At 38.5% G+C, this 21,186-nt stretch carries 15 protein-coding genes; 6 read left to right on the top strand and 9 right to left on the bottom strand.

All coding sequences use genetic code 11. From position 1 onward, the window contains the following. Positions 1–43: 43 nt before the first annotated feature. From BP549_RS10970 to BP549_RS10945, 6 genes are all read right to left on the bottom strand, one after another. Positions 44–1,537 carry a lipopolysaccharide biosynthesis protein gene (locus BP549_RS10970; RefSeq protein ID WP_292380547.1) on the bottom strand — a complete coding sequence of 498 codons (1,494 nt, stop codon included), beginning with the start codon at positions 1,535–1,537 and terminating at the stop codon, positions 44–46. A gap of 565 nt (positions 1,538–2,102) precedes the next feature. After that, the gene (locus BP549_RS10965) at positions 2,103–3,149 is read right to left on the bottom strand and encodes a polysaccharide deacetylase family protein (RefSeq protein WP_292380545.1); all 1,047 of its coding nucleotides are present in this window, start codon (positions 3,147–3,149) and stop codon (positions 2,103–2,105) included. Positions 3,150–3,208: 59 nt separating this feature from the next. Then, the gene (locus BP549_RS10960; protein ID WP_292376669.1) at positions 3,209–4,636 is read right to left on the bottom strand and encodes a nucleotide sugar dehydrogenase; all 1,428 of its coding nucleotides are present in this window, start codon (positions 4,634–4,636) and stop codon (positions 3,209–3,211) included. 88 nt (positions 4,637–4,724) lie between these two features. Then, positions 4,725–5,669, bottom strand: coding sequence for a UDP-N-acetylglucosamine 3-dehydrogenase (locus tag BP549_RS10955; RefSeq protein WP_292380542.1), 945 nt, complete (start codon positions 5,667–5,669; stop codon positions 4,725–4,727). A 45-nt stretch (positions 5,670–5,714) separates the two neighbouring features. Further along, positions 5,715–6,797, bottom strand: a complete 1,083-nt coding sequence (locus BP549_RS10950; protein ID WP_292380539.1) for a DegT/DnrJ/EryC1/StrS family aminotransferase — start codon at positions 6,795–6,797, stop codon at positions 5,715–5,717. Positions 6,798–6,861: 64 nt separating this feature from the next. Beyond that, positions 6,862–7,530, bottom strand: coding sequence for an acyltransferase (locus BP549_RS10945; RefSeq protein ID WP_292380536.1), 669 nt, complete (start codon positions 7,528–7,530; stop codon positions 6,862–6,864). A 719-nt stretch (positions 7,531–8,249) separates the two neighbouring features. Here BP549_RS10945 and BP549_RS10940 point away from each other — a divergent pair. Further along, the gene (locus BP549_RS10940; protein WP_292380535.1) at positions 8,250–8,507 is read left to right on the top strand and encodes a hypothetical protein; all 258 of its coding nucleotides are present in this window, start codon (positions 8,250–8,252) and stop codon (positions 8,505–8,507) included. A 544-nt stretch (positions 8,508–9,051) separates the two neighbouring features. Here BP549_RS10940 and BP549_RS10935 read toward each other — a convergent pair. Together BP549_RS10935 and BP549_RS10930 are read right to left on the bottom strand one after the other, a co-directional pair. Next, positions 9,052–9,894, bottom strand: coding sequence for a CPBP family intramembrane glutamic endopeptidase (locus BP549_RS10935; RefSeq protein ID WP_292376658.1), 843 nt, complete (start codon positions 9,892–9,894; stop codon positions 9,052–9,054). 2 nt (positions 9,895–9,896) lie between these two features. Further along, the gene (locus tag BP549_RS10930) at positions 9,897–10,784 is read right to left on the bottom strand and encodes a DUF1616 domain-containing protein (protein WP_292380533.1); all 888 of its coding nucleotides are present in this window, start codon (positions 10,782–10,784) and stop codon (positions 9,897–9,899) included. 904 nt (positions 10,785–11,688) lie between these two features. On the opposite strand from BP549_RS10930, the gene BP549_RS10925 reads away from it, so the two are divergent. The 3 genes from BP549_RS10925 to BP549_RS10915 all read left to right on the top strand — a co-directional run bounded on the left by BP549_RS10925 (position 11,689) and on the right by BP549_RS10915 (position 15,845). Beyond that, the gene (locus BP549_RS10925) at positions 11,689–12,585 is read left to right on the top strand and encodes a glycosyltransferase family 2 protein (protein WP_292380816.1); all 897 of its coding nucleotides are present in this window, start codon (positions 11,689–11,691) and stop codon (positions 12,583–12,585) included. Positions 12,586–12,610: 25 nt separating this feature from the next. Then, positions 12,611–13,624 (top strand): glycosyltransferase family 2 protein, encoded by a 1,014-nt coding sequence (locus tag BP549_RS10920; RefSeq protein WP_292376654.1) that lies wholly within the window; start codon positions 12,611–12,613, stop codon positions 13,622–13,624. 187 nt (positions 13,625–13,811) lie between these two features. After that, positions 13,812–15,845, top strand: a complete 2,034-nt coding sequence (locus BP549_RS10915; protein ID WP_292380531.1) for a hypothetical protein — start codon at positions 13,812–13,814, stop codon at positions 15,843–15,845. Positions 15,846–16,028: 183 nt separating this feature from the next. On the opposite strand, the gene BP549_RS10910 is transcribed toward BP549_RS10915, so the two are convergent. Further along, entirely contained in the window at positions 16,029–17,234 is a 1,206-nt protein-coding gene (locus BP549_RS10910) for a glycosyltransferase (RefSeq protein ID WP_292380529.1), read from the bottom strand. A gap of 204 nt (positions 17,235–17,438) precedes the next feature. Between BP549_RS10910 and BP549_RS10905 the strand changes: the two genes are divergently transcribed. Together BP549_RS10905 and BP549_RS10900 are read left to right on the top strand one after the other, a co-directional pair. Beyond that, complete coding sequence (locus BP549_RS10905; RefSeq protein ID WP_292376649.1) at positions 17,439–18,623, top strand: glycosyltransferase family 4 protein; 1,185 nt, start codon at positions 17,439–17,441, stop codon at positions 18,621–18,623. A gap of 984 nt (positions 18,624–19,607) precedes the next feature. Beyond that, complete coding sequence (locus BP549_RS10900) at positions 19,608–21,056, top strand: right-handed parallel beta-helix repeat-containing protein (protein WP_292380526.1); 1,449 nt, start codon at positions 19,608–19,610, stop codon at positions 21,054–21,056. Positions 21,057–21,186 lie beyond the last annotated feature (130 nt).

Here is a 21,186-nt window from a genome sequence, read left to right as displayed (position 1 = left end):
GCCTAACTTTCAGTTTCTGATTTTATCGTTTTGAACCAGCTTATCAGGCTCGAAACTCTCTAATTGTATTTTTGATCTGTTTGTCGGTTTTTAAAATATACAGGTAATAAACACCGATAATCACGCCGGAAAAGGCTACAAGCAGAATTTGGTTTATCTCGGCCATTTTCAGAGCAATAAGGATAATTCCTGCAGGGACAAAAAGAATAAAGTTAGAGAATACGATTCTTAAGGCTCTTGAAATCTTTACTCCGGAATAGGACATCATCTTCAGACAAAGATACCCGTATACTAGAATTCCTGAAATTGAAAAAAGAATAAGCGCAGTACGTGCGCTTCCGAGCAGACCGCCGATTGCAAGGGAAAGAAAGCGTGTGACAAGGTTGAAAAAATTGTAGTGAAAGCCAAAGTGATGTTTTTCGACTACCACGTATATAGTGGTTAATGGGGATGAAATAAACCATATAAAAGCCCAGAGACTCAGAATCTGGGTATAAACACCTGCTTCTGCCCAAGCGTTCCCGAAAATAACCGAAAAAACATCGCTACCGACAATTGTCAGGATCAGTATTGGAAACATACCTATGATTACAAGCATTCTGAATACATTCTCAACAAGAGAAGGGAGGGTGCCTTCGGAGAAAGCTCTTGATGCTCTCTGGAAAAAGACTTGTGAGATCGAACCTCCAATGAAACTCATTGGCAACTGCAAAAGACGAAACCCAAGGGAGTAAAAGCCTACTACTGTAGGTGTGAAAAAGGCTGAAAGAAGAAAAGCAGGAAGTTGCCATGAGACTGAGTTCATAAGGGCAGCCCAGGTATCTATAAGTGAAAACTTGTGGTACTTCTTAAATCCTTCATATACCTTTTTCCAGCTCAGGCTTTTCATAATTAATTTTTTATCATCTTTCCAGATTTGTCCTCCAAGCGCAAATGTCGCAATAGACTGGCCAGCAAGACTCCCAGCTATTAGTCCGCCTGCTCCGACTCTTCCCACAACCCCGAGGCCTAGCTGTGTTGTAGTGCTTGAGATCGAACTGAAAACTTTTGAAAGGGAAAGCCTTTTGAAAAGTTTTGTTCTTGAATTCCAGTTATTTAGTGCAAGAAATAACCCATTTACAAAAATAAATGGAGATACAAGCCAGAAATAATCTCCTATCTGCTGAGAATTCAGAATATTAACTAGAGGCTCTTTAAAATACCATATAGTTGCAAAAGTTAAACCACTTACTAAAATTACTGCCAGAAAACTCAGAACTAACAAATTTACAGCCTCTTCATCCGATTCGGGCAGCATTATGGAATACTCGTATCTCATGCACGCAATGACACTAATAATGCTGGTGATAGAAATATATAAAGTCCAGACTCCGAAATCTTCAGGTCCATAAAGGCGGGTCAACACAGGAGCAGCTAGAATTGTAAGAATTTGAGCAAAGGTCGTTCCGCCTGCAAGGGTCAGCACATCAAAAGCAAAACTTTCCTTCTTGCTGCTATCAGATCGTTTTTCTGCTGCATCCGCTATTGTCTCATCCATATCCGGTACCTTAAAAGAAGTTTCCTTTAGAGTTGAAATCTATGTATTCCTTCATTTTCAAGCTGTTTTTATCTTTGAAAATGTAACTATGGGGTATGATATTCTCAAGCTGATGCTGAATATCTGACTCTTCCCACTCTAAACCCCCTTATAAATAAGCCCTCTTGAAATAAATTTGTCGGTTTCCTGATTTATATACGTTAATAATTATGATCCTACGATCTTTCCTTAATCCTCCTGTTCTCTTTCCTACCTAACACTATTTTACCATAGGCTCCTTTTATGATTCTTATGGAATACCATTTATGGCCAGAATTTTAACAGAATGCCATAGTTAACAGAATTCAGATCTCATAAAACCGGAAGCAATAAGCTTACCCAGCCTAAGACATTTTGCAAAATTGGAAAAAAGTATGTTAATCTAGACAAGAGTAGCATTGATTAATATCTTGGTTTGATAATGTTATTGCCCATCAGGGATATTTGATTTATCTAGGGATACTGATTTATTTATAATACTTCTGGTAATTACCAGTTTAATACGACAAGGTTATTGGGTACTTTTTCAATATCCCGGCTCAATATTAGTAGACCACCAGTTGTAGATTTCCTCTCCGCTTGCAAGCCAAGCTTTTTTGTCGGAGACATATTTGAGGAACTTCTCGTAATATTTGAGGCCTTCTCCCTCAATGACTGTATTGTTATGCCATAGAATAGTGATTACACCGTTATATTGTTCAACCTTATCAACAAGGCTTTTTATGAGCTCCCAGGCCTTTTTAACATCAAGTCGCATGTAGCTCCTTAGCAAGGTCTGATCCATAACTATTAGAGGAATCTCAAGGATGCCGATTTGTTTTCCGGTACTTATATTGTAAGGCCTGAAAGGATGGCACATTCCATTTCTAAAACCTGAACAATCCGCGTATCCGAACGTTGTATCGTACTTAAAGTTCGCTTTGCTCAAAAATTCCCATGTATCCGGTACCTTAAATCTCAAATAATGATTCCTGTACCCTATAATCTCTTTGCCTAATACTTTTTCAAGTCTCTGTTTTTTTTCTATTATATCTTCCAAGCTGCCATAAGATTCGTGCCCTCCATGTAACCCGACTTCCCACCCATGAGCAGATATAAACTTTAGTTCGGCTTCAAGATCCTCAATTTTATAATTGAAGTCTTTTTCTCCAGGACTCAAGGCCAGAAAATAAAAGCTGGATTTTGCATTATATTTTGCCTCCAGCTCCATCATCTCCCTAAAATTCCAACAAGGGTTCCACTTCTTGTTAATTCTGCAAAAAGGTGCTTTTATAGCACTTGTCAAATTCCCTTTTGCAAAGGCTTTGGCAGTTCCAATGATCGGGTAGAGCTTCTCCGGATATGCCACATCAATATCATGAGTAAGGCAAACCGCAAATTTTTTTTCATCTGGATATTCAGGGCGTAACCCGTTTTCTACCAGAAATCTGGAAACTTTTGGGTCAAAAATATTCCTCTGACCGCTTAAATAATAGGGAAACCTATCGTACTGATCAGAAAAGGTCGAATTGTATTCTTCTTTTTTAGTAAAAAGGTCCCAGAGTTCATCGCTTTGTTTAAGTTTCTCGATCATTATTTTCACTCGTTTCCCATATTTGAAAGCCAGAGCAATATCTCAAATAGAATTTATGTTTACATTATTAAATGTTCGTTTTTATCGCCCCTCCCAATTCCTTTATAGACAAACCCTTTACAAATAAATTCATCTGGTTCAACTATATTTCTTCCATCCACAATGATCGGATTTTTCTTGCCTGTAGCTTCCTTTATCCAATCAGCCTTTACATCAAAGTATGCACTGTGCCCTGCAAGAACAACCACGGCATCAGCATCCTTGACGACCTTTTCAAGATCATCTGAAATCTCAATCCCAGGATAGTTCACGACATAAGGATCATGCACCGTAACCGTTGCACCTGCTTTCAGGCAGAGGTCCCTATAAGGTTCTGATGGGGTGTTCCTTGCATCGTCCGAATCCCGAATAAAAGCCCAGCCAAGCATTGCAATCTTTGAGCCTTTCATCTCCTTTCCAATTCTTTTAAGGGCTGCAGCGGTCAGGTTGTACATGTGTAAAGGCATAAAATCATTGACTTTTCTTGCGAGCACGTAAATTGAATCCGCTCCTTCAGGATAGTCAAGCTGTCCATTCCCTATCTTAACTCCCCTTTCCAGATGGTACGTATCCTTGGTAAGACAGTGACCTCCAACGCCTGCTCCTGGCCAGAGTACAGCCCTTGTAATACCTTCTCCTTTTAGACTGTCCACTCCGGTTCTGACGTCATACACATTTATTCCCATGGCTTCACAATAAAGGGCAAGCTGGTTGATTGCTGCAATCTGGAGATCGCGGAAGGTATTTTCTGCAGTCTTCGTGACCTCGGCTGCAGTTGCACTCATAGGAATTACTTTCCCTACAGTCAATACAGGAGAATAGAGCTCAACAGCCCGCCTGGTACTCTCTTCATTAATGCCGCCTACAATCCTGTCATGTTCTCTGATATTTTTCAAAAGTCTGCCCACCATTACTCTTTCGGGGGCATGGGCAAGGGCAAAGTCTTCTCCTGCTTTTAGACCTGATTCTTCTTCAAGAATCTGTTTTGCCATACCTTCGGTTGTACCAGGAGTGATTGTTGACTCAAGAACTACGAGCATTCCTGGTCTCAGGTATTTTCCTACATTTCTTATGCCTTCAATGAGTGCTGAAAAGTCAGGTTCCAGGTCTTTGGGATTTGCAAAAGGAGTTTGGATTGCAAGTGTGACGGCATCAAGTTCTGATATTCTTGAGAAATCTGGAGTGCACTCGAACTTGCCGGCTTTCACAACTTTGCTAATCAGGTCTTCGAGGCCTGGCTCTTCCCCTTTGAGAGGGCTCTCTCCACGGTTGAGCATTTCGATTTTGTAACTTGAGCTTTTTGAGTTGCGCTGAAAGCCGAGAACTTTATCGAAACATGAGGCATCTGCAAAAAGAACAGCCGAAGGAATACCTACATATCCCATCCCCAATACTCCTACCTTTTTGATTGAGCCTCTTTCTTTTAAAAGTTTTTCTAATTTACTCATATTCACCACTTTCTAATTTGTTTTTTCAGATTTTTTCAAATCTTTCCTATCTTCAAGATTTTTGAGATTTTACTTCTTCAGATTTTTCTCAGTTTATTCTTCCTACTTCAATTAATCTTTCTTCTTCGTAGGATTTTATGGCTGCCATTGCCACTTCAAGGGCATGTTTTCCATCTTCTCCGCAGGGGTTAGGGCTTTTACCATTTGTAGCACAATCGATGAAATATGTGAGTTCATTTTTCAAAGGTTCGCTATGTTCTACTTTGGCTTTTCTTATCCATTCATTATCATGTAGCTGTACTGTCTGATTAATATAATCCAGATAAGCTACTCCCTTAACTCCAATAGCTGTTAGCTGCCTTACTTTGTGCGGAGTCAGCCAGTTTGTTTCCACAACTCCTGCAAAATTATGGTCCATGCGCAGGATAATTGAGGCATGGTCTTCAAATGAGTGAATATCGGCACCTGCAATTGCATAAACACTATTTATTTTCTTGCCGTAAAGGTATGAGATCACATCTATATCATGGACACCGATATCCAGAATTACTCCCACGTCTCTTATTCTCGGGTTATATGGTCCGACTCGCTTGGTAGAGATTGAGACTATCTTTCCCAAAATGCCTGAATTTATAATCTCTTTGAGTTTTATGACCGCGGGATTAAAGCGCTCAATGTGCCCAACCATAAGGATTTTCCCAGCTTTTTGTGCGGCTGCTATCATCAGATCCGCATTTTCAGTCGTATCTGCGATTGGTTTTTCTACAAGGACATGTACACCTGCCTCAAGAGCATCAAGTACGACCTGCTTATGAAGTTTGGTGGGCACAACCACACTTACTGCATCAAGTCCTTCTGCTAACATTTCTTTATAATCTGTAAAGGCTTTTGTCTTGAATTGTGTAGCCATTGCTTCGACACGCTTCTGGTCGACATCCGAGATTCCGGCAAGCTCCACGCCATTCATTTCACTGTAAATCCTTACGTGGTTCTGCCCCATAGCACCTGTACCTATTACTCCTACTCTAATCAAAAGTCTCACTTCCTGGTTCTGAGAATGCAGTGGCTGGAAGACTAATCAGTCCTTTGCATAAAATTCTTTAGTCGCTTCGACTATCTCCTGCAAATCGGTTCTGGATAATGCAGGGTGTACAGGGAGAGAAAGAACCTCTTCTGTTGCTTTTTCTGAGACCGGCAGGGAATCCCTGTATCCAAGCTCCTTGTAGACAGGTTGCTTGTGAATGGATATAGGATAGTGGATTCCTGTTCCTATTTCTTTTTCTTTCAGGAAAGCTGCCAGCTGATCTCTCTTTTCTGCTCTGACCGTGTACTGGTGGAACACGTGGGTACAGTCGGCTTTTGCAATTGGAGGTACAATTCCGGATATACCTTTTAATCCTGCTGAAAGAGTTTCTGCATTCTTTTGCCTAGTTGCAGTAAATCCATCTAGTTTTCCAAGCTGAATTAGCCCGATTGCAGCTGCAATATCAGTCATGCGCAGGTTGAATCCCAGCATTTCATGCAGATAGCGGACTTTTGAGCCGTGAGCTCGGATCATTTTTGCCTTCTCTGCAATTTCCTTATCATTTGTAGTGAGCATTCCACCTTCGCTAGTTGTCATATTTTTGGTTGGGTAAAAGCTGAATGCTCCTGTTCCAAAGCTACCTACCTTTTTTCCAAGGCATTCTGCGCCGTGAGATTGGCAGGCGTCCTCGATTACAATAAGCTTATTATCTTCTGCGATTTCCATTATCGCTTTCATGTCTGCAGGGTGTCCATAAAGGTGAACAGGCAAAATAGCTCTGGTTTTTGGAGTGATTTTCTCCTGAATTCTTTCAGGGTCTATATTATATGTATCTGATTCAATATCTGCAAAAACAGGTTTTGCCCCGGTGTAAAGGATACTGTTTGCTGTTGCAATGAAGCTGAAAGGACTTGTAATTACTTCGTCTTCTTTTCCTATTCCATGGGCAAGAAGTGCAATGTGCAAGGCTGCAGTGCCAGAGTTCACAGCAGCTGCATACTCACAACCAGTATATTCAGAAAAAGCAAGCTCAAATTCTTCAACTTTTGGGCCCTGTGCAATCATACCTGAATTCAGGACTTCTGTTACTGCATCAATCTCTTCCTTACCCAATAGGGGTTTGGCAATTGGTATCATCTTGAGACCTCTTTTAATAATCTCGATAAAACTAATCTTACTTAGCCTTGGTTTTTTGATAGGTTTATATTCTATTTAATTCCTTTAAATCTTTGGGGAGTTCTTTTATTTTGGCAGGCACTCCAATTGCAAGCTTCCAGGCTGGCACACTTTTTGTCACAAGTGCTCCTCCTGCAACCATTGCACCTTCGCCAATTTCAACATCTGGGAGCAAGGTGACGTTTGCTCCTATAGACGCACCTTTCCTCAAAACAGGGCCTTTCAATTCGTATTCCTTTCGAATAGGATATTTATCATTGGCCAGAACTGCACAGGGTCCGATAAATACATTGTCCTCGATGACAACGTTGGTCGGAATGTAAACATTTCCCTGAATGCTGACATTGTTTCCTATCTTCACATGTCCATCTATAATGACGTTGGTTCCGATAAGGACGTTGTCCCCAATTTCCGTATCTTCTCTAATCATTACGTTATGCCCGGTTTTAAAACTCTTCCCGGTTTTTACGTTGGAAAATATCGTTGATCCAGCCCTTATTATCGAATTAGGGCCGATGATACATCCTGGAAAATCAAAGTTTTCAATTTCGACATTTTGCTTCAGGATTTCCATTAGAATCCTGTGTTCAGGATATCCTAGGATCACATTTTCCATTATCACAGTGTCTTTCCCAATTACAGTGGCGCCATATATCTTAGAAGAGTTGTGAATTTTAAAGTCAGTCGAGTTCATTGTTCCCCCCGTTTTTCTGGTTTTTGTTAACCAGATAAACTTTTTGTTGGAGTATAAAACCTCTGTTTACTTTTAAACATTTTTTTCTTTTTAAAGATCTTCTATTTTTTATTTTTCATAATCCTGATAATCGGGAGAGCCCAAACTTTCAGGACAAGCCCCAAGAGGATGTTACTACTTTTTTCTGATACTCACTATGATAGGACTCTATAACTTTTCTTAATTTTTTAGTCAATATACTTTGTAGTTATTTAAGTGATTTGGTTTATTTTTCTACTCTCCTTTTTTATTTATTCAAATGACTTTTCAATGCATTTTCCTTTTTTTGCACTTATAACTCCTTAATAAAATTTTTATTTTATTTCCCATACTATTCTTTTTAACTTATCACTTCATTTTACCGTCATGAAGCTTCAAGTGATAGGACAATGGTGGCTCTCTCTAAACTAGGTAAGTATTCAGTAAAGTCTGATAAAGTAGCCTGAAGTTATTTTTTCCTTTCTGTATTTCATGGGATTATGCTGTTATGAATGTCTTTTCTTTTGATTGCGGACTCAAGCTCACAGCATTTTCATTATATATTAAGGGGATTCTCCTATCTTTTTTCAAAAATTGGGTTTCGTATTTTTCTCCTCTTGATATTTGTCAATGGCAGGAGGAGGATTTTTATATCTTATTGCGTATTTGTTCCTTAAACACGCTAATTAACTCGAGGAGTGTTGGCTACGCTTACAAGTTTAATCACGTCTAATTCAGTTTCTTCAGGTGCGCTCTCAGTAACGACTGTAATTCCAGGAATTTCTGACGGCGCGTCTGTGGCTACGGCAGTTTTGCTTTTATTGCTTTTGCTCAGGGATTTCCTCCCTGTGTCGAAATACTGGGAAAATCCAGTAAAGGCTTCTTTAAACATGGGAATTATTCCACTGCTATTTTCCTTTGGTGCGATTCTTCTTTATAAGGTTGTTGCACTCTTTTAATGGTTTTTCAGAGGGTCACTGTCCAATTTCCTTCTCACCTGAATTCTGCTTCGGGAGGACAGAGCCCTTTTCGTTTAGGGAGGATGGAGTTCTTTGTTTCTAGCGTTGATGTAGTCAAGCTGTACAACGCTTGCGCTCAGCAGACTGATATTTAAAAAATCTTGAGCTTCACTCAATAAACTAATTCCTCGATAAGTACTTTTTTGCTTAAGAAAGACTACCATAATTGATTTCAATTTCGTTTAAGTGTGAAATTGATTTCAATTCCATTTACTTTTTTGCTCAGACAGAATACAGTTTGTATCTAAAATCTTTGGTTAGTTCTAAAAACGTGAAAACACAGAAATTATAGGAGAACCGCTAACAGTTGTTCCATTTTTATACTTTCTTTTTATACTTCATGAAGTGAATTTTTCCCGACTATATAATTGTGAGTCATTGAAGAACAACGTTCTCACTATGTCGAAGCTTTCACCTTTATTTAATCCCCTTGATCAAATTCTCTTCTCTGTATTTTTGGGGTATATTGCTGCAAATAAAGAGTTTAAAGGAGAAGGGGAATAACCCCGAAAAAGAATACATTCATAAATCCATGAATTAGCGTAACAAGCGGTAGGCTCCGTGTCCCGTGAAATAGATAGCCTATAAAAACACCTACTAAGGATATGTAAAATATCTCATAAATGCTCCCATATCCTGAATGCATTAACCCGAATAAAATACTTGTAATTAGCAGCGCTTTCCAGCTTCCTAACACTATCTCTAACCGATTCTGCAGGATTGACCGAAAGATCATTTCTTCTACAGGGCTCACGAAAAAGACCATAATTATGGTGAGACTCAGGAGGTTAAAGATTGAAAAATCCTCAATAAGAGGGTTTTTCCCTACTATAATATATTCTCCTACTCCTAACAAAAGGCCCATCAATATTGATAGAGGAATATATCTCCCTATTTTTTTAAAGGTTATCCCGAGCTGCGTGCTAGTAAAGCCCTGATTCATGGCTGCAATGCTTACAGAAATCGCCAGAAGACAGTATGTGAAAATAAGATTGTAAAGTTTCTCTTCATAGAAAAGGGGCATTGAAAAGTCTACCAGACGCAGGATCGGCAAAAGGATGAGCGCCTGATATGTTTTTTGAATTTCCTTATTTTTTATATATATCATGGAAAAGGAAAGCCCAAGCATAATCAGTGCATATATTACCATGGCTTCGAGTTTCCTTCCCGAAAATATCATCAGTTCTCCAAGAGCAATAGATACAATCGGGATTGTCAGGTAAACCCATTTATTTTTTATCTGAGGTGTTTTCTCCTTCAGATTCTCAGACGTCTTCGTTCTTATATATTCTGGAGTCTCTATATTCTGACTCTCAAACGTTCCCATCTTCACACCTCCTCTCCAACATTAATCCAGAGGTGAAGGTCTTTATAGGGTATATTCTTTTCAGTCTCATTAAAAAGCAGGAACTCAAGCTTCATATTTTCTCCTTCAATAGAAGGCGTAATCTCAAGAGGTTCTACCAAGGTTGCATTATGGGCAAGCCTGATATGCTGCAAATTTTTCGGAAGAGGTAACGATTCATTCTCAAGCCTTACTTCCATTGTATAATCCATTGTTCTGTGCTCTTTATTTGTTATTCCTATAAAGTAGGTCCCACTTTCTCCCTGTATATACTCTGTTGTATAGTTGTTAGCTGTTCCGTTGGTCCCAAGGATATAGAACTCTGTATATTGATCTCTGTCCTGAGGCACCATAACAACGTAAGCTACAGTTCCGATCAAGATCAAAAAAGAAAGAGCTAGAACTATCCTGAGGTTTCTCTCAGTTTTTGATCCTTGCTTTCCCGTAACTCCTGATAGCAGGGTGTGGGCAAGGGCTCTGAATGATACCTCAAATGTCCTGTCTGCGGGTAGATATCTTCTCCTAACGTATGCTGCTACCAACATGAGCAGAGTAAATACGGAGACAGTTGTAATGAGAGGGATATCCTTGATTCCCCAGGGGGTAAAATTAAGTGCAAGCCCTATCAAAGGCAGAACTGCGACACTCATTGCAACAGAAAGAGCTATTCTCTCTATTCCTTCAAGTCCGCTTTTTTCTGGAAAAAGCATGGCTATGAGGGCGTACCCTGGAAGGAAGAGTATCAGGGGTAGACCAAGAGCTGTGCGGATAAAACTTCCGCTAAGTTCAGGAATTAGTACGAAAATATCTGTGAGAATTACAAGGCCTGCTACTAAAAACAGGTCAGATGGGAACTTTTGGTTTCCGGCCATATAACTCCTCATAACACGGTTTTATGTTTTTTTGGCTTCCCAGTCTTTTCTTTATTCGGGCTAATCTGCCAATTTCTTTGTTCCCTATGAGGTTTTTCGGAAACCTTCCGATTCCTCTTCACCAGCTGCTTTAATCTTCAATTATGAAGAATTACGCCGGAAAGGTGAAAACTATCCGGGCTTTAATCCCGGTTTTCTTCTGATTTAGCAGAATATATTTTCCTGAAATTGTATTCGTTTTCAAGAATGTTTTAACCCGATCTACTCAATTACCTCGTTGTATAAAATATCTTTCCCTTTTCCTGCTTGTTATATCTAAAATACTTTTCCCTTTTTTTCTATCTTCTTGAAAGAAGTTCTTGCCTTTTAAGTTTAAAGTTATGTAACTTTTTATCTAAAGTTTCCGAGTTTACTCAGCAGGTTTGTAAAGGTTTGACAATATCACAATAAAGTCTTTGATTTTTATATCTGCGTAATTTTTTCTTCAATTTTTTCTTTATGTCATGTGAATAATAAATACCTGTTGAGCTATTATTAAGGCTAAAAAGCTTTTATATGAGTTTAATTCTTTTTCGCCATCGGGATTACTGATTAATTATTTTTTGTGTCTAAATGCTTATATAGCTCGTATATTAAAACAGATACTGGTCTTATAATAAATGCCGTGACACACTTACAGAGTATTTATATTCCTCCTTTTGGGTAAAAGGAGGAAAAAAACTCCCCCATTTGATTCTCTGTAAATGTAACCGTAAAAGACCTTTTGAAACCCTCTAAAAATTATGGAGCGATGACTCTGAAAAATATATTAGTCAAATTTGGAATTTTTACTGATTCTTCTCTAATTAACTATGTTACTAAGGGCACTTCTTGCTTTTATCTTCAAAGAGGTAGATGATTGCGTATGGCCATTACGATTGCAGCCATGCCTGCCTATAACGAAGCTCATGCCATTGCAGATGTTATCAATGGTTGCAAAAAATACGTCGACAGAGTGGTAGTTGTAGATGACGGAAGCACTGATAATACTGTCGACATTGCCGAATCTCTTGGCGCTTATGTAGTTCGTCACGAAACAAATAAGGGATATGGAGCAGCCCTAAGGAATTGCTTTGAAACCGCCCGTAAGCTCGATGCAGGTGCTATGGTCATAATTGACTCTGATGGTCAACATGACCCCTCCGAAATTCCCAAGCTTCTTGAACCCTTACAAGATGGGTTTGACCTGGTAATTGGCTCAAGATTTGTCAATGGTAACGGTAAAAATGTCCCTGTTTATCGTAAATTTGGGATGAAAGTCCTTGATATCGCAACCTATATTGCAGGCGGTCTGAATGTAACGGATTCTCAAAGTGGCTTTCGAGCTTATGGAAAAAAAGCTATTGAAAACATAAATTTGAATGGTACAGATATGTCTGCAGGCTCTGAAATTCTCATTCAGGCCAAAGATCACAAACTGAAGTTTACTGAGGTAGAAATCCATTGCAGGTATGATCTTGAGGACTGCTCAAGTGAGCATCCTTTCATACATGGGCCCAGAGTCCTGTTCCGCATCCTTAAAGATATGGAGTACAGACGCCCTCTGTATTATTTCTCCGTTCCTGGTCTGATTATGACATCTACAGGCTTTCTTATGGGACTGATATTTTTACAGGATTTTCTTCAGGGAGGATCTCTGCGCTTCGGGCCAACACTCCTTATGGTAATGCTGACGGTTATAGGAGCCTTTATGGTATTTACCGGAATAATACTGCATGCCATCTCAAGGATGATATTTCTAAACGAGAATATCCGAAAATAATAATGTCAAAACGGGGTCAATTTGTATGAAATACCCTTTCGTTTCAGTCGTAGTAGGTATTCGTAACGAAGAAAAATTCATTGAAGAATGTATTGAATCACTTATTAATCTAGACTACCCACAAGATTCTTACGAGATTATTATCGTTGATGGCATGTCCACAGACAAAACGCGCGATATAGTACAGAAATATCCTGTCAAACTCCTTTTGAATGAAAAGAAAAATGTTGCAGCTGCAAGAAACCTTGGTGTGAAGAATTCCAGGGGAGAACTTGTCGCGTTTACTGATGGAGACTGTAAAGTCGATCCTCAGTGGTTGAAAGTTCTTGTCCATGAAATGCAAGACTCTCCAGATGAAGCTGTGTGTTTTGGGGGGCCTAACCTGATCTTTGATACTGATCCTATATTTGGCAGGGTGGTGGGATATGCCCAGGAATCTTTCTTGGGGTCAGGAGGCTCAGCTCAGTCCAAAAACTCCATAAAAAAGCATTATGTCGGCTCTCTCCCTAACTGTAATGCAATGTACAAAAAAGTAGCAATTCAGGAAGCTGGGGGTTTTGACGAGCGGTTTATAGTGGGCCAGGATTGTGACCTGAACTACAGAATTGGTAAGAAAGGTAACAAGTTTTTGTACATTCCAGAAGCGCAGGTCCTGCATCATAGAAGAGGAACGCTCAAATCCTTTTCCGTAAGGATGTTTAAATATGGTATGTGGATGGCAGAACTTTTCAAGAAGCATGGAGAATTTGTCCGTTGGTATGCTTTTCTGCCTTCAATTGCCATCGTATTTGCAGCCCTTTTGCTTGTTGCTTCTATCAAATATCCCGCTTCAATCCTGCTTCTTCTTGCACTCATGGCCATGTATTTTATTCTAGTCTTTATTACCTCAATCCAGGTCACCTCTAAAATGAAATCAAAATATGGCCTTTTTTCCCTAGTTATTATTCCTGTGCAGCACATTGCCTATGGATTGGGATTTTTGTACAGCTTCACAAATTCTCCTCTTATCTCAAAAGTCAGTTCCTGCTCGGACACTTAATAATGATATTTATTTTACTACATTGAAAAAGCGACCGAAACACTTGAATTTTGGGAGTCTTTTTGGGGCAAAATCTTCTTAATCAATAAGGCCCTGATGAACTCTCATTAATTTTCAAACACAGAATTTTGGATTGTATGTTTATTCAATCTATGAAATTATGAGTATTTAAGGTCATGGAGATAGTATGTTAGGAGTAAGTAATGAAGCAGGATTCAAATTGGACAATAACCGTTTAATGAGATTAATTTCTTTCCTGTTTCCGCTAGCTGTAATTTTCGCAGTAATATTCGCTTTCTTATGGATGTTTGCAGCCGGAAAGTTCGGTTATGCACTTCGAGGTCTATTTACAGGAATACCTGCAATACTTTCCTGTCTTTTCATACTGTTCATTTACAAAAAAGATGTAAGTTTGCACGATATAGATCTCTTTCCATCATTGAGTACAAAATCCCTTACTTATCTGTTCGGGATATTTTATATTGGTTCCATAGTTGTACTTTTGCTGTCTCCAGGAAATAGGCCACTATATTATTTCTTCTTTATTTTAGGGGTTTATCTATCGGTATTCTTCCAAATTTTCTCTAAAGATGTAAACCCTCCCCTCATTCTGGCAGAATCTGTCTTAATTGCATGTAATTTAATTTTCAGTGTAACTTTAAATCACGCTTTCTATGTTGGTACCACAGACATCCTGCCTCACATCTTTATTTCAGAAGTTACTGCAATGGCCGGGAAAACAATCCCAACTTCCTTAAGTGATTATGCTTACTTCCCTCTTTATCACGTGTTTATTGCAGAGGCTTCCGAGATCTTACATATAGGCGCAAAGAATTCACTTTTTCTGGTAACTGCACCTATCTATGCAATAACCATAGTTTTCCTTTATTACCTTTTTAATTACATAACTAACAACAGGCAGATTTCACTCCTCTCATGCTTGCTGTTCTCCGTGAGTTCTACTGTACTCTACTATGGTACAAATGTAATCACCCGTACAATGGCATTTATAATGTTCATTATACTATTGTACCTAGTTTATAGTGTCAATTTCAAAAAGGATAAACTTTCCTTAAAAATCCTCTCAGTAATTGTTGCAGTTTTTTTAACCCTAGTTCACAACGTCTCTCTTCCACAGCTTGCCTTATTACTGGTTATTCTTCTTGCATCGGAATATATGGTAGGGAACGGCAACTACATCAGCAAGCCCTTTTTTATACTGCTTAATGTCATTTTTACTGCTTACTGGTTCTTTGTAGCATATGTATTTGTACAGAGGAGCCTGGCTCCCCGTTTGCAGAGCCAGTTCTTGGATTCTATGGTTCTGACTGCTGGAGGTTCAGAAGTTCTTCAGGAGAGCTTGAGTAGTTTAGTAGGGCTTCTGGATAAATCAGTATTTTTGTTCTTTGCCTTAATAGGAATAGGTTTTCTCCTGAAAAATTACAAGAAAAATTATGCTTCTGTGCTGGGGTTATTTGCTCTATTAACTCTAGTATTTTATATTCCCAATCCCCTCAACACAATCTGGCAGTTCAGAGTCCTCTTCAGGGTTGATCGGTTTATGCTATTTGTCAGTCCCTTTATGGCTTTTGCAATGGGGTACGGACTGTATATATTCTGGAATTATATTGCTAATAAATCCTCCAAGAAAGTAAATTCTGCTTTCTTAGTGATTTTGTTATTCTCTACTTTCGTTTTAATCTCTTCTGTCTTCAGTATTGCAGATTCGGATTTTCTTGGTCAAGAAGCAAAACACGAATACTTTACTTCCGAAGAGTTAAGTGGCTTTAATCATATTTTCAAATATGTTCCTGTTGATTCCTCAACTAAGTCAATTTATACCGATTATTATGCTTCAAGGTTCTTTTACGCCCCGTTGATCCCTCAAAAATCCGCGGAATTGAATATTTTATCTTATGATAATTATAGAATCGGTGATGTAAATAAACTCCCAGAATACAAGGGTTATGTACTTCTCAGAACCAACGAATTTCTCAGGAGTGGATTATACTTTGGCAGTGAGGAAAGCACTCTGAAAGATACTGCAAACTATTTCTATTCGGGGATGCCTGAAAATAAACTCGAGCTTGAAAGCAATCTTGAAGGGCTTGGTAAAATTTATTCAAATCCATCGGTAGATATTTTTATTCCCCATAAGGGATTAAATAATCAGGGGTTAAATAACCAGAGAGTAAATGATCAGGAGTTAAATAACTTCTGAAGTTTATTTTTTACAGATACTTTATTCCAATGTCCGTTTTTATTCCTAGGTAAAATAGTATAAGCAGCATCTTTACATGAGTAAAAGCTTTTGTGGGGTTTGAGCTGCTATTCTGTGGACTTCAAGGTCTGTTATTTAGCCAAACTCAGGAATTTAAAAAAGTATAAGCTAAGGGACTCAGATTTATTTCGAAGTCTTCCCCAAAAGCTCTGAGTACATATCCACAGTCTTTTTTCCATGAGCTTTCCAGGTTAGTCCTCTCTGAATTATGCTTTTACGCCCGAGTTTTCCCATACTTTCTCTCTGGTTTTTATTCTCAAGCAGTTTATTAATTTTTCTGGATAATTCTAGAGGGTTTTTTGCAGGTACCAGGTAGCCTGTTTCTCCATCAACCATAAGTTCAGGTATCCCGCCTACATCAGTTGCCACAACCGGGACTTCACAGGCAAGCGCTTCGAGTACTACATTTGGTCTGCCCTCTGAAAGGGAAGGCAATACCAGGATATCCGAAGCTGAGATCCAGAGCGGGACATCCTCATGGTTTACTGGCCCGGTGAATCTAATGTGATCTGCAATTTTAAGCTCTTGTGCCCTTTTTTCCAGACTTTTTCTCAAGCCGTCGTCCCTACCTACCATAAAAAGATCGGTATTTGTGTTCACAAAATCCTTTGCAGCTTCAATAAGGTAGTCCACACCTTTTATTTTTCTAAGGGCTCCTACGAATAGAACAATATTCTTATCCTGCGGCAAATTTAACAGCTTCCTTGCATGTGCTTTTCCTGCAGGTTTGAACTCCTCGATATCAACACCATTGGGAACTACATGAACTTTCTCTTCGTCTATTCCCAGATTTACTATGTGGAGCTTGAGATCCTCGCTGACAGAAAGAACCTTATCTGCAAAATTCATCGCCTCTATAATCTGTCTTGAGGTATAGGAACCCTCATAAGCAACTTTTCTTTCTATGGTACCGAGAGCACTTATTACAAGAGGAACTTTCCATTTCTTTGCAAGCTTCATCATTCCATATCCGTCAGGATATGAAAAGTGTGCGTGGATAAGGTCTGGTTCTGGCTTTATGTTTTTGATCGCATATTCGAACACGAAGTGAGAGTATGAAAACCCTGTTACCGGATAAAAATACTTTTTGGGAACGGCATATATGTAGTGTGGATAATGAAGGTCGTATTTTTCAGTATGCTCAATCCGCGGCAGTTTAGAAAAGTTATGATACGGAAACGCAGAGAAAGGAAGGACGAATGGTTTTGGAGAAATAACTGTGACATCTACGCCCTGGTTTGCAATTGAGTCGATACTCTGCTTTATGAATGTCCCAAGTTGAGGATAATACCTGTTTGGAAATTCCTGACATACTTCAAGTACTTTCATAATCTTTTGCTCTTTTTCGCTTCGGATGCCTCAAAAGCAGACAGAGGAGAGAGTTAATCCTATAAATACTTCTCTTCCAAAATGTATTAAACCCTTGTTCTTGAGTTCGTACTAAACCTTTATTCTTTAACTCGAAAAAAAATAAATAAATTTATGGGATAAACTAATTAACTACTTTTACTATTCTGATAACCGGATCCCACTATGTTTAAAAAAGTAAATAATATTTTCCTAGTCTATTACGGCTCCTTCAATACTAAATCGGGTTCGAATATCCACATTCTTGAGCTTCTAAGAAATTTGAAAAAATATACTAATATAGTTATGTTTGCACCCGGACAGAAGAGCGTAGATCGTGCAATTCCCGGGATAAAATATGTACCTGTAATAGACAATAAATATCTTGTACAGCCATCTTACGAATTTATGCTTTCCTTTTACCTTCTTTATTCATGTATAAAAAACAGGCCTGACGTGCTTTATCTTCGCCAGAATTCTTTCCCGTTCTTTCCCATATTGCTGTGTAAAATTTTAAAAATTCCTTCAATAGTAGAAGTTAATGGGATAGTTCTGGATGAGTTAAAGGTCAATCCAAATTCACAGTCTTTTGCATATAGAGTTTTCTCTTCTCTGGCACTCCGCTCAGAGAAATTCAACTACAAGCATTGTGACAGAATTGTTTCTGTCACGGATAAGTTAAGGGATGAACTAGTGAGATTATACTCTATTCCTGAGAATAAAATCTGTGTAATCAACAATGGGGCAAATACCGATGTATTCAAGCCTCTTGACCCAGGACAGACAAAAACAGAACTGCAGCTCGAAAACTCAAAAAAGTACGTATGCTTTGTCGGGCACCTTGCTGGCTGGCAGGGAGTTGAGTTTCTAATTCATGCTGCTCCTTTAATCCTGAAAAAATGTCCTGATACTCATTTCCTTGTCGTCGGGGATGGAGTTATGAAAGATAAGCTGCTGGAAATAACTTCCAGTTTAGGGCTTTTGAATAAATTTACTTTCACTGGAAGAATCCCATATGAACGGGTTCCTCTCTACATTAATGCGGCTGATGTCTGCGTTGCTCCTTTCATCAAGGATAGAAACTCGAAAATAGGCCTTTCAGCCTTGAAAACATATGAATATCTGGCCTGTGGGAAGCCGATTGTGGCAAGTAGTATTTCTGGAGTTGAAGAGTTAATCGAGTCTTCTGGAGGCGGAATCTCAGTAACTCCCGAAAGTCCTGAGGAACTTGCGGATGCTGTAGTAAGATTACTTTCCGATGAAGAAACTCGGGCTGCTATGGGAAAGAAAGGGCGCAGATACGTAGTTGAGAATCATAGTTGGGATGGAGTTGCAAGAAGGATTCTCGACATGTGCAAAGATATCATCTAATTAAGTTCTCTGTAACTCATAGAGGAATAAGCAGCTTTATTTTATAATTGCATTCTAGACGTAGATAGGAGGTAGCCTTGTAACTTACGGCATTTCCCTGCTTGAATAGCTACTAACTCTACTCTTACTTTTTTCAATCCGTTTAATCTCTAACAGCCTGCTATATCAGAACCTGGCAAGTTTTCCACATTTTCTATCTGTAAAGAGCAGAGAATAATCTGTTTTTTATTAATCAATTTGTGAGCTCAGAGAAGTTGTATTTGAGCACAGATCTATTATTCATTATTGTTTTAGTTGAACGCTTTTGTATGATGCTGTTTTATCACAATGTTAACTACACAAATTTAAATAAGAAATAAAAATAAGTTTGTTCTTTATGTTCACGACGTAATTCATGCAAATTGAAAAAAATGACCTAGAAAAAGGCGAACTTATTCTGAATTTACTATTTTAGTTGAATTCAACAGTTTTCACTGTGAATAATCACTCTGGAACACTTTTATAGTCTTAAAAGTCGGAGAGTAGGTATCGCTTACCATATCTTGTCTAATAGACTAAAAATTAGTACCATTTATAGATATTTAGCAAATATTTATAAATATTATGGATATATTGATACGTCACTATAAGAAAAGCATCTGTTTATCAAAAACATTGATGAATTTTATTTTGATGCCCCCAGATAATATCGAGGTTAAAACGAGAAATTAGGAGTTTTTCTATTTAATAGGTTGCTTATGTTCTTGTAAGCGTCTCTATAGCTTTATTCTTTATGTTCACGATGTAACTCTGGAGATTGGAGGAGTAGATACAATCTGCAAAATCTTATCCAATTCATCTGAAAAACTAATAAAAGTCTATAAATTTTGCGGAGATATTGACACGTCACTAAAAAAACATCTATCTAACAAAGATACTAATGAGAGTTGTTATTATCGACCTCAGATGATGTCGATGCTAAAACAAGAATTAGTAATTCTTTTATTGGTAAGTTGCCTTATCCTTGCAAGTGTTCCAGTCGCTTTGTGCCAAAGTCCTGCACCAACCGTTTACGTTTCAGGAGATGGTAGTGGGGATTTTAATTGCGATGGAAAAGATGATCACGTACAGATAAATCAGGCTCTTAAGTTTGTGGCAGGTAACTCTAAATATACTACTGTCCACCTCAAAGGTCCTTTTACTTATGTTATTGATGATACCCTTCTAATCGGCAGCAATACTATTCTTGAAGGGGATTCAAATGCTGTTCTCAAACTGGCTAATAACGCAGGTTGGGTTACAATGAAACCTATGATCCAGCAGATGAGCAGTTCCGGAAATAATAACATTGTAATAAGAGGGTTTGAGGTTAACGGAAACCATGATGGTAATCCCAGTGTTGCTAAGGGTAAAGGATACTATAATATAATTTATTTTACTAACTGCAAGAGTGTAACTGTATGCGATATGTATATGCATGACGGGCTCGGAGATGGGTTGAGGATAAAATATGGCGAGAATATCAAGTTTTATGACAATACTATTTACAAGCTCGGGCACGATGGGTTGTTTGCTATTCAGTGTGAGAACGTAGAGGCTTGGAATAATACAATAACCTGCAGGACTAACAGCGCCCTTAGAATCTGGAACTCAAACCATGTAAAATTCCATGACAATTTAATTGATTCTTTTTATCACTGGAGTGCAGGTGGGCCAGGTATTCAGGTCGAAAAATCTGCAGGTATTATGGATGACGTAGAGATCTATAACAATGTTATCCATAACACTTATGGACCTGGTATCTGGATGTTCAACTACGATACCTCTTCTGCTACCAAAGACAAGGAAAAAAACATCCATATTCATCATAATATTTTCTATAACACAGGCACCAATCCTAGCATTACCTGGGTAGGTGGCATCATAACAGGCGGATTTGAAGACACCGTTATCGAAAACAATATCTTTGACGGAATATATCACACTGCAATCGCTAACATGTATATCAATACTTATTCTCCAGCCTATGTACCACAAGGTGACGGATTCACAACAATTGTCCGTAACAATATAATTGTGGATACCCAGAAGCGTACAAAGTCCCCTAGTGGAACAGGGTATGGAATCGTCAATTATCTGCCTGAAACACATTCCTTTTCGATTTCGTATAATTGCCTTTATAACAACGTAGTAGGCAATTATAAGAGCTGTACCTCAAACACTGATATCCATGTAAACCCACTATTTGTAAACCAGAAAAACCATGATTATCACCTTCAATCAAGAGGAGGAACTTGGAATGGGAAAACTTGGGTTAAATACAAAGTGAGTTCTCCTTGTATTGATGCCGGTTATCCGTCTTCTGACTATTCCAAAGAACCTGAAGATAATGGTAACAGGATCAACATAGGAAGATATGGGAATACAATTTATGCATCAAAATCAAAGCATTAATGCGTAGATCTTGTTACTTATATCGCGATCCCAGAGAACCTGAGGTTGCTCTAGTAAGTTAACAGCGATCGATATAAGTAACCGAAAACGATATTGATACAGGCTGCCTCATTTGAGGCAGCCTATATGG

The organism is Methanosarcina sp. UBA289, assembly GCA_002496565.1.
Classification (GTDB): domain Archaea; phylum Halobacteriota; class Methanosarcinia; order Methanosarcinales; family Methanosarcinaceae; genus Methanosarcina.
This window is presented reverse-complemented; position numbering and strand designations above follow the sequence as displayed.

Bases quoted from the DNA above. Each gene is read 5' to 3' on its own strand.
- BP549_RS10970 (WP_292380547.1), bottom strand. From the start codon at position 1,537: ATGGATGAGACAATAGCGGATGCAGCAGAAAAACGATCTGATAGCAGC.
- BP549_RS10965 (WP_292380545.1), bottom strand. From the start codon at position 3,149: ATGATCGAGAAACTTAAACAAAGCGATGAACTCTGGGACCTTTTTACT.
- BP549_RS10960 (WP_292376669.1), bottom strand. From the start codon at position 4,636: ATGAGTAAATTAGAAAAACTTTTAAAAGAAAGAGGCTCAATCAAAAAG.
- BP549_RS10950 (WP_292380539.1), bottom strand. From the start codon at position 6,797: ATGATACCAATTGCCAAACCCCTATTGGGTAAGGAAGAGATTGATGCA.
- BP549_RS10945 (WP_292380536.1), bottom strand. From the start codon at position 7,530: ATGAACTCGACTGACTTTAAAATTCACAACTCTTCTAAGATATATGGC.
- BP549_RS10935 (WP_292376658.1), bottom strand. From the start codon at position 9,894: ATGGGAACGTTTGAGAGTCAGAATATAGAGACTCCAGAATATATAAGA.
- BP549_RS10930 (WP_292380533.1), bottom strand. From the start codon at position 10,784: ATGGCCGGAAACCAAAAGTTCCCATCTGACCTGTTTTTAGTAGCAGGC.
- BP549_RS10925 (WP_292380816.1), top strand. From the start codon at position 11,689: ATGGCCATTACGATTGCAGCCATGCCTGCCTATAACGAAGCTCATGCC.
- BP549_RS10920 (WP_292376654.1), top strand. From the start codon at position 12,611: ATGAAATACCCTTTCGTTTCAGTCGTAGTAGGTATTCGTAACGAAGAA.
- BP549_RS10915 (WP_292380531.1), top strand. From the start codon at position 13,812: ATGTTAGGAGTAAGTAATGAAGCAGGATTCAAATTGGACAATAACCGT.
- BP549_RS10910 (WP_292380529.1), bottom strand. From the start codon at position 17,234: ATGAAAGTACTTGAAGTATGTCAGGAATTTCCAAACAGGTATTATCCT.
- BP549_RS10905 (WP_292376649.1), top strand. From the start codon at position 17,439: ATGTTTAAAAAAGTAAATAATATTTTCCTAGTCTATTACGGCTCCTTC.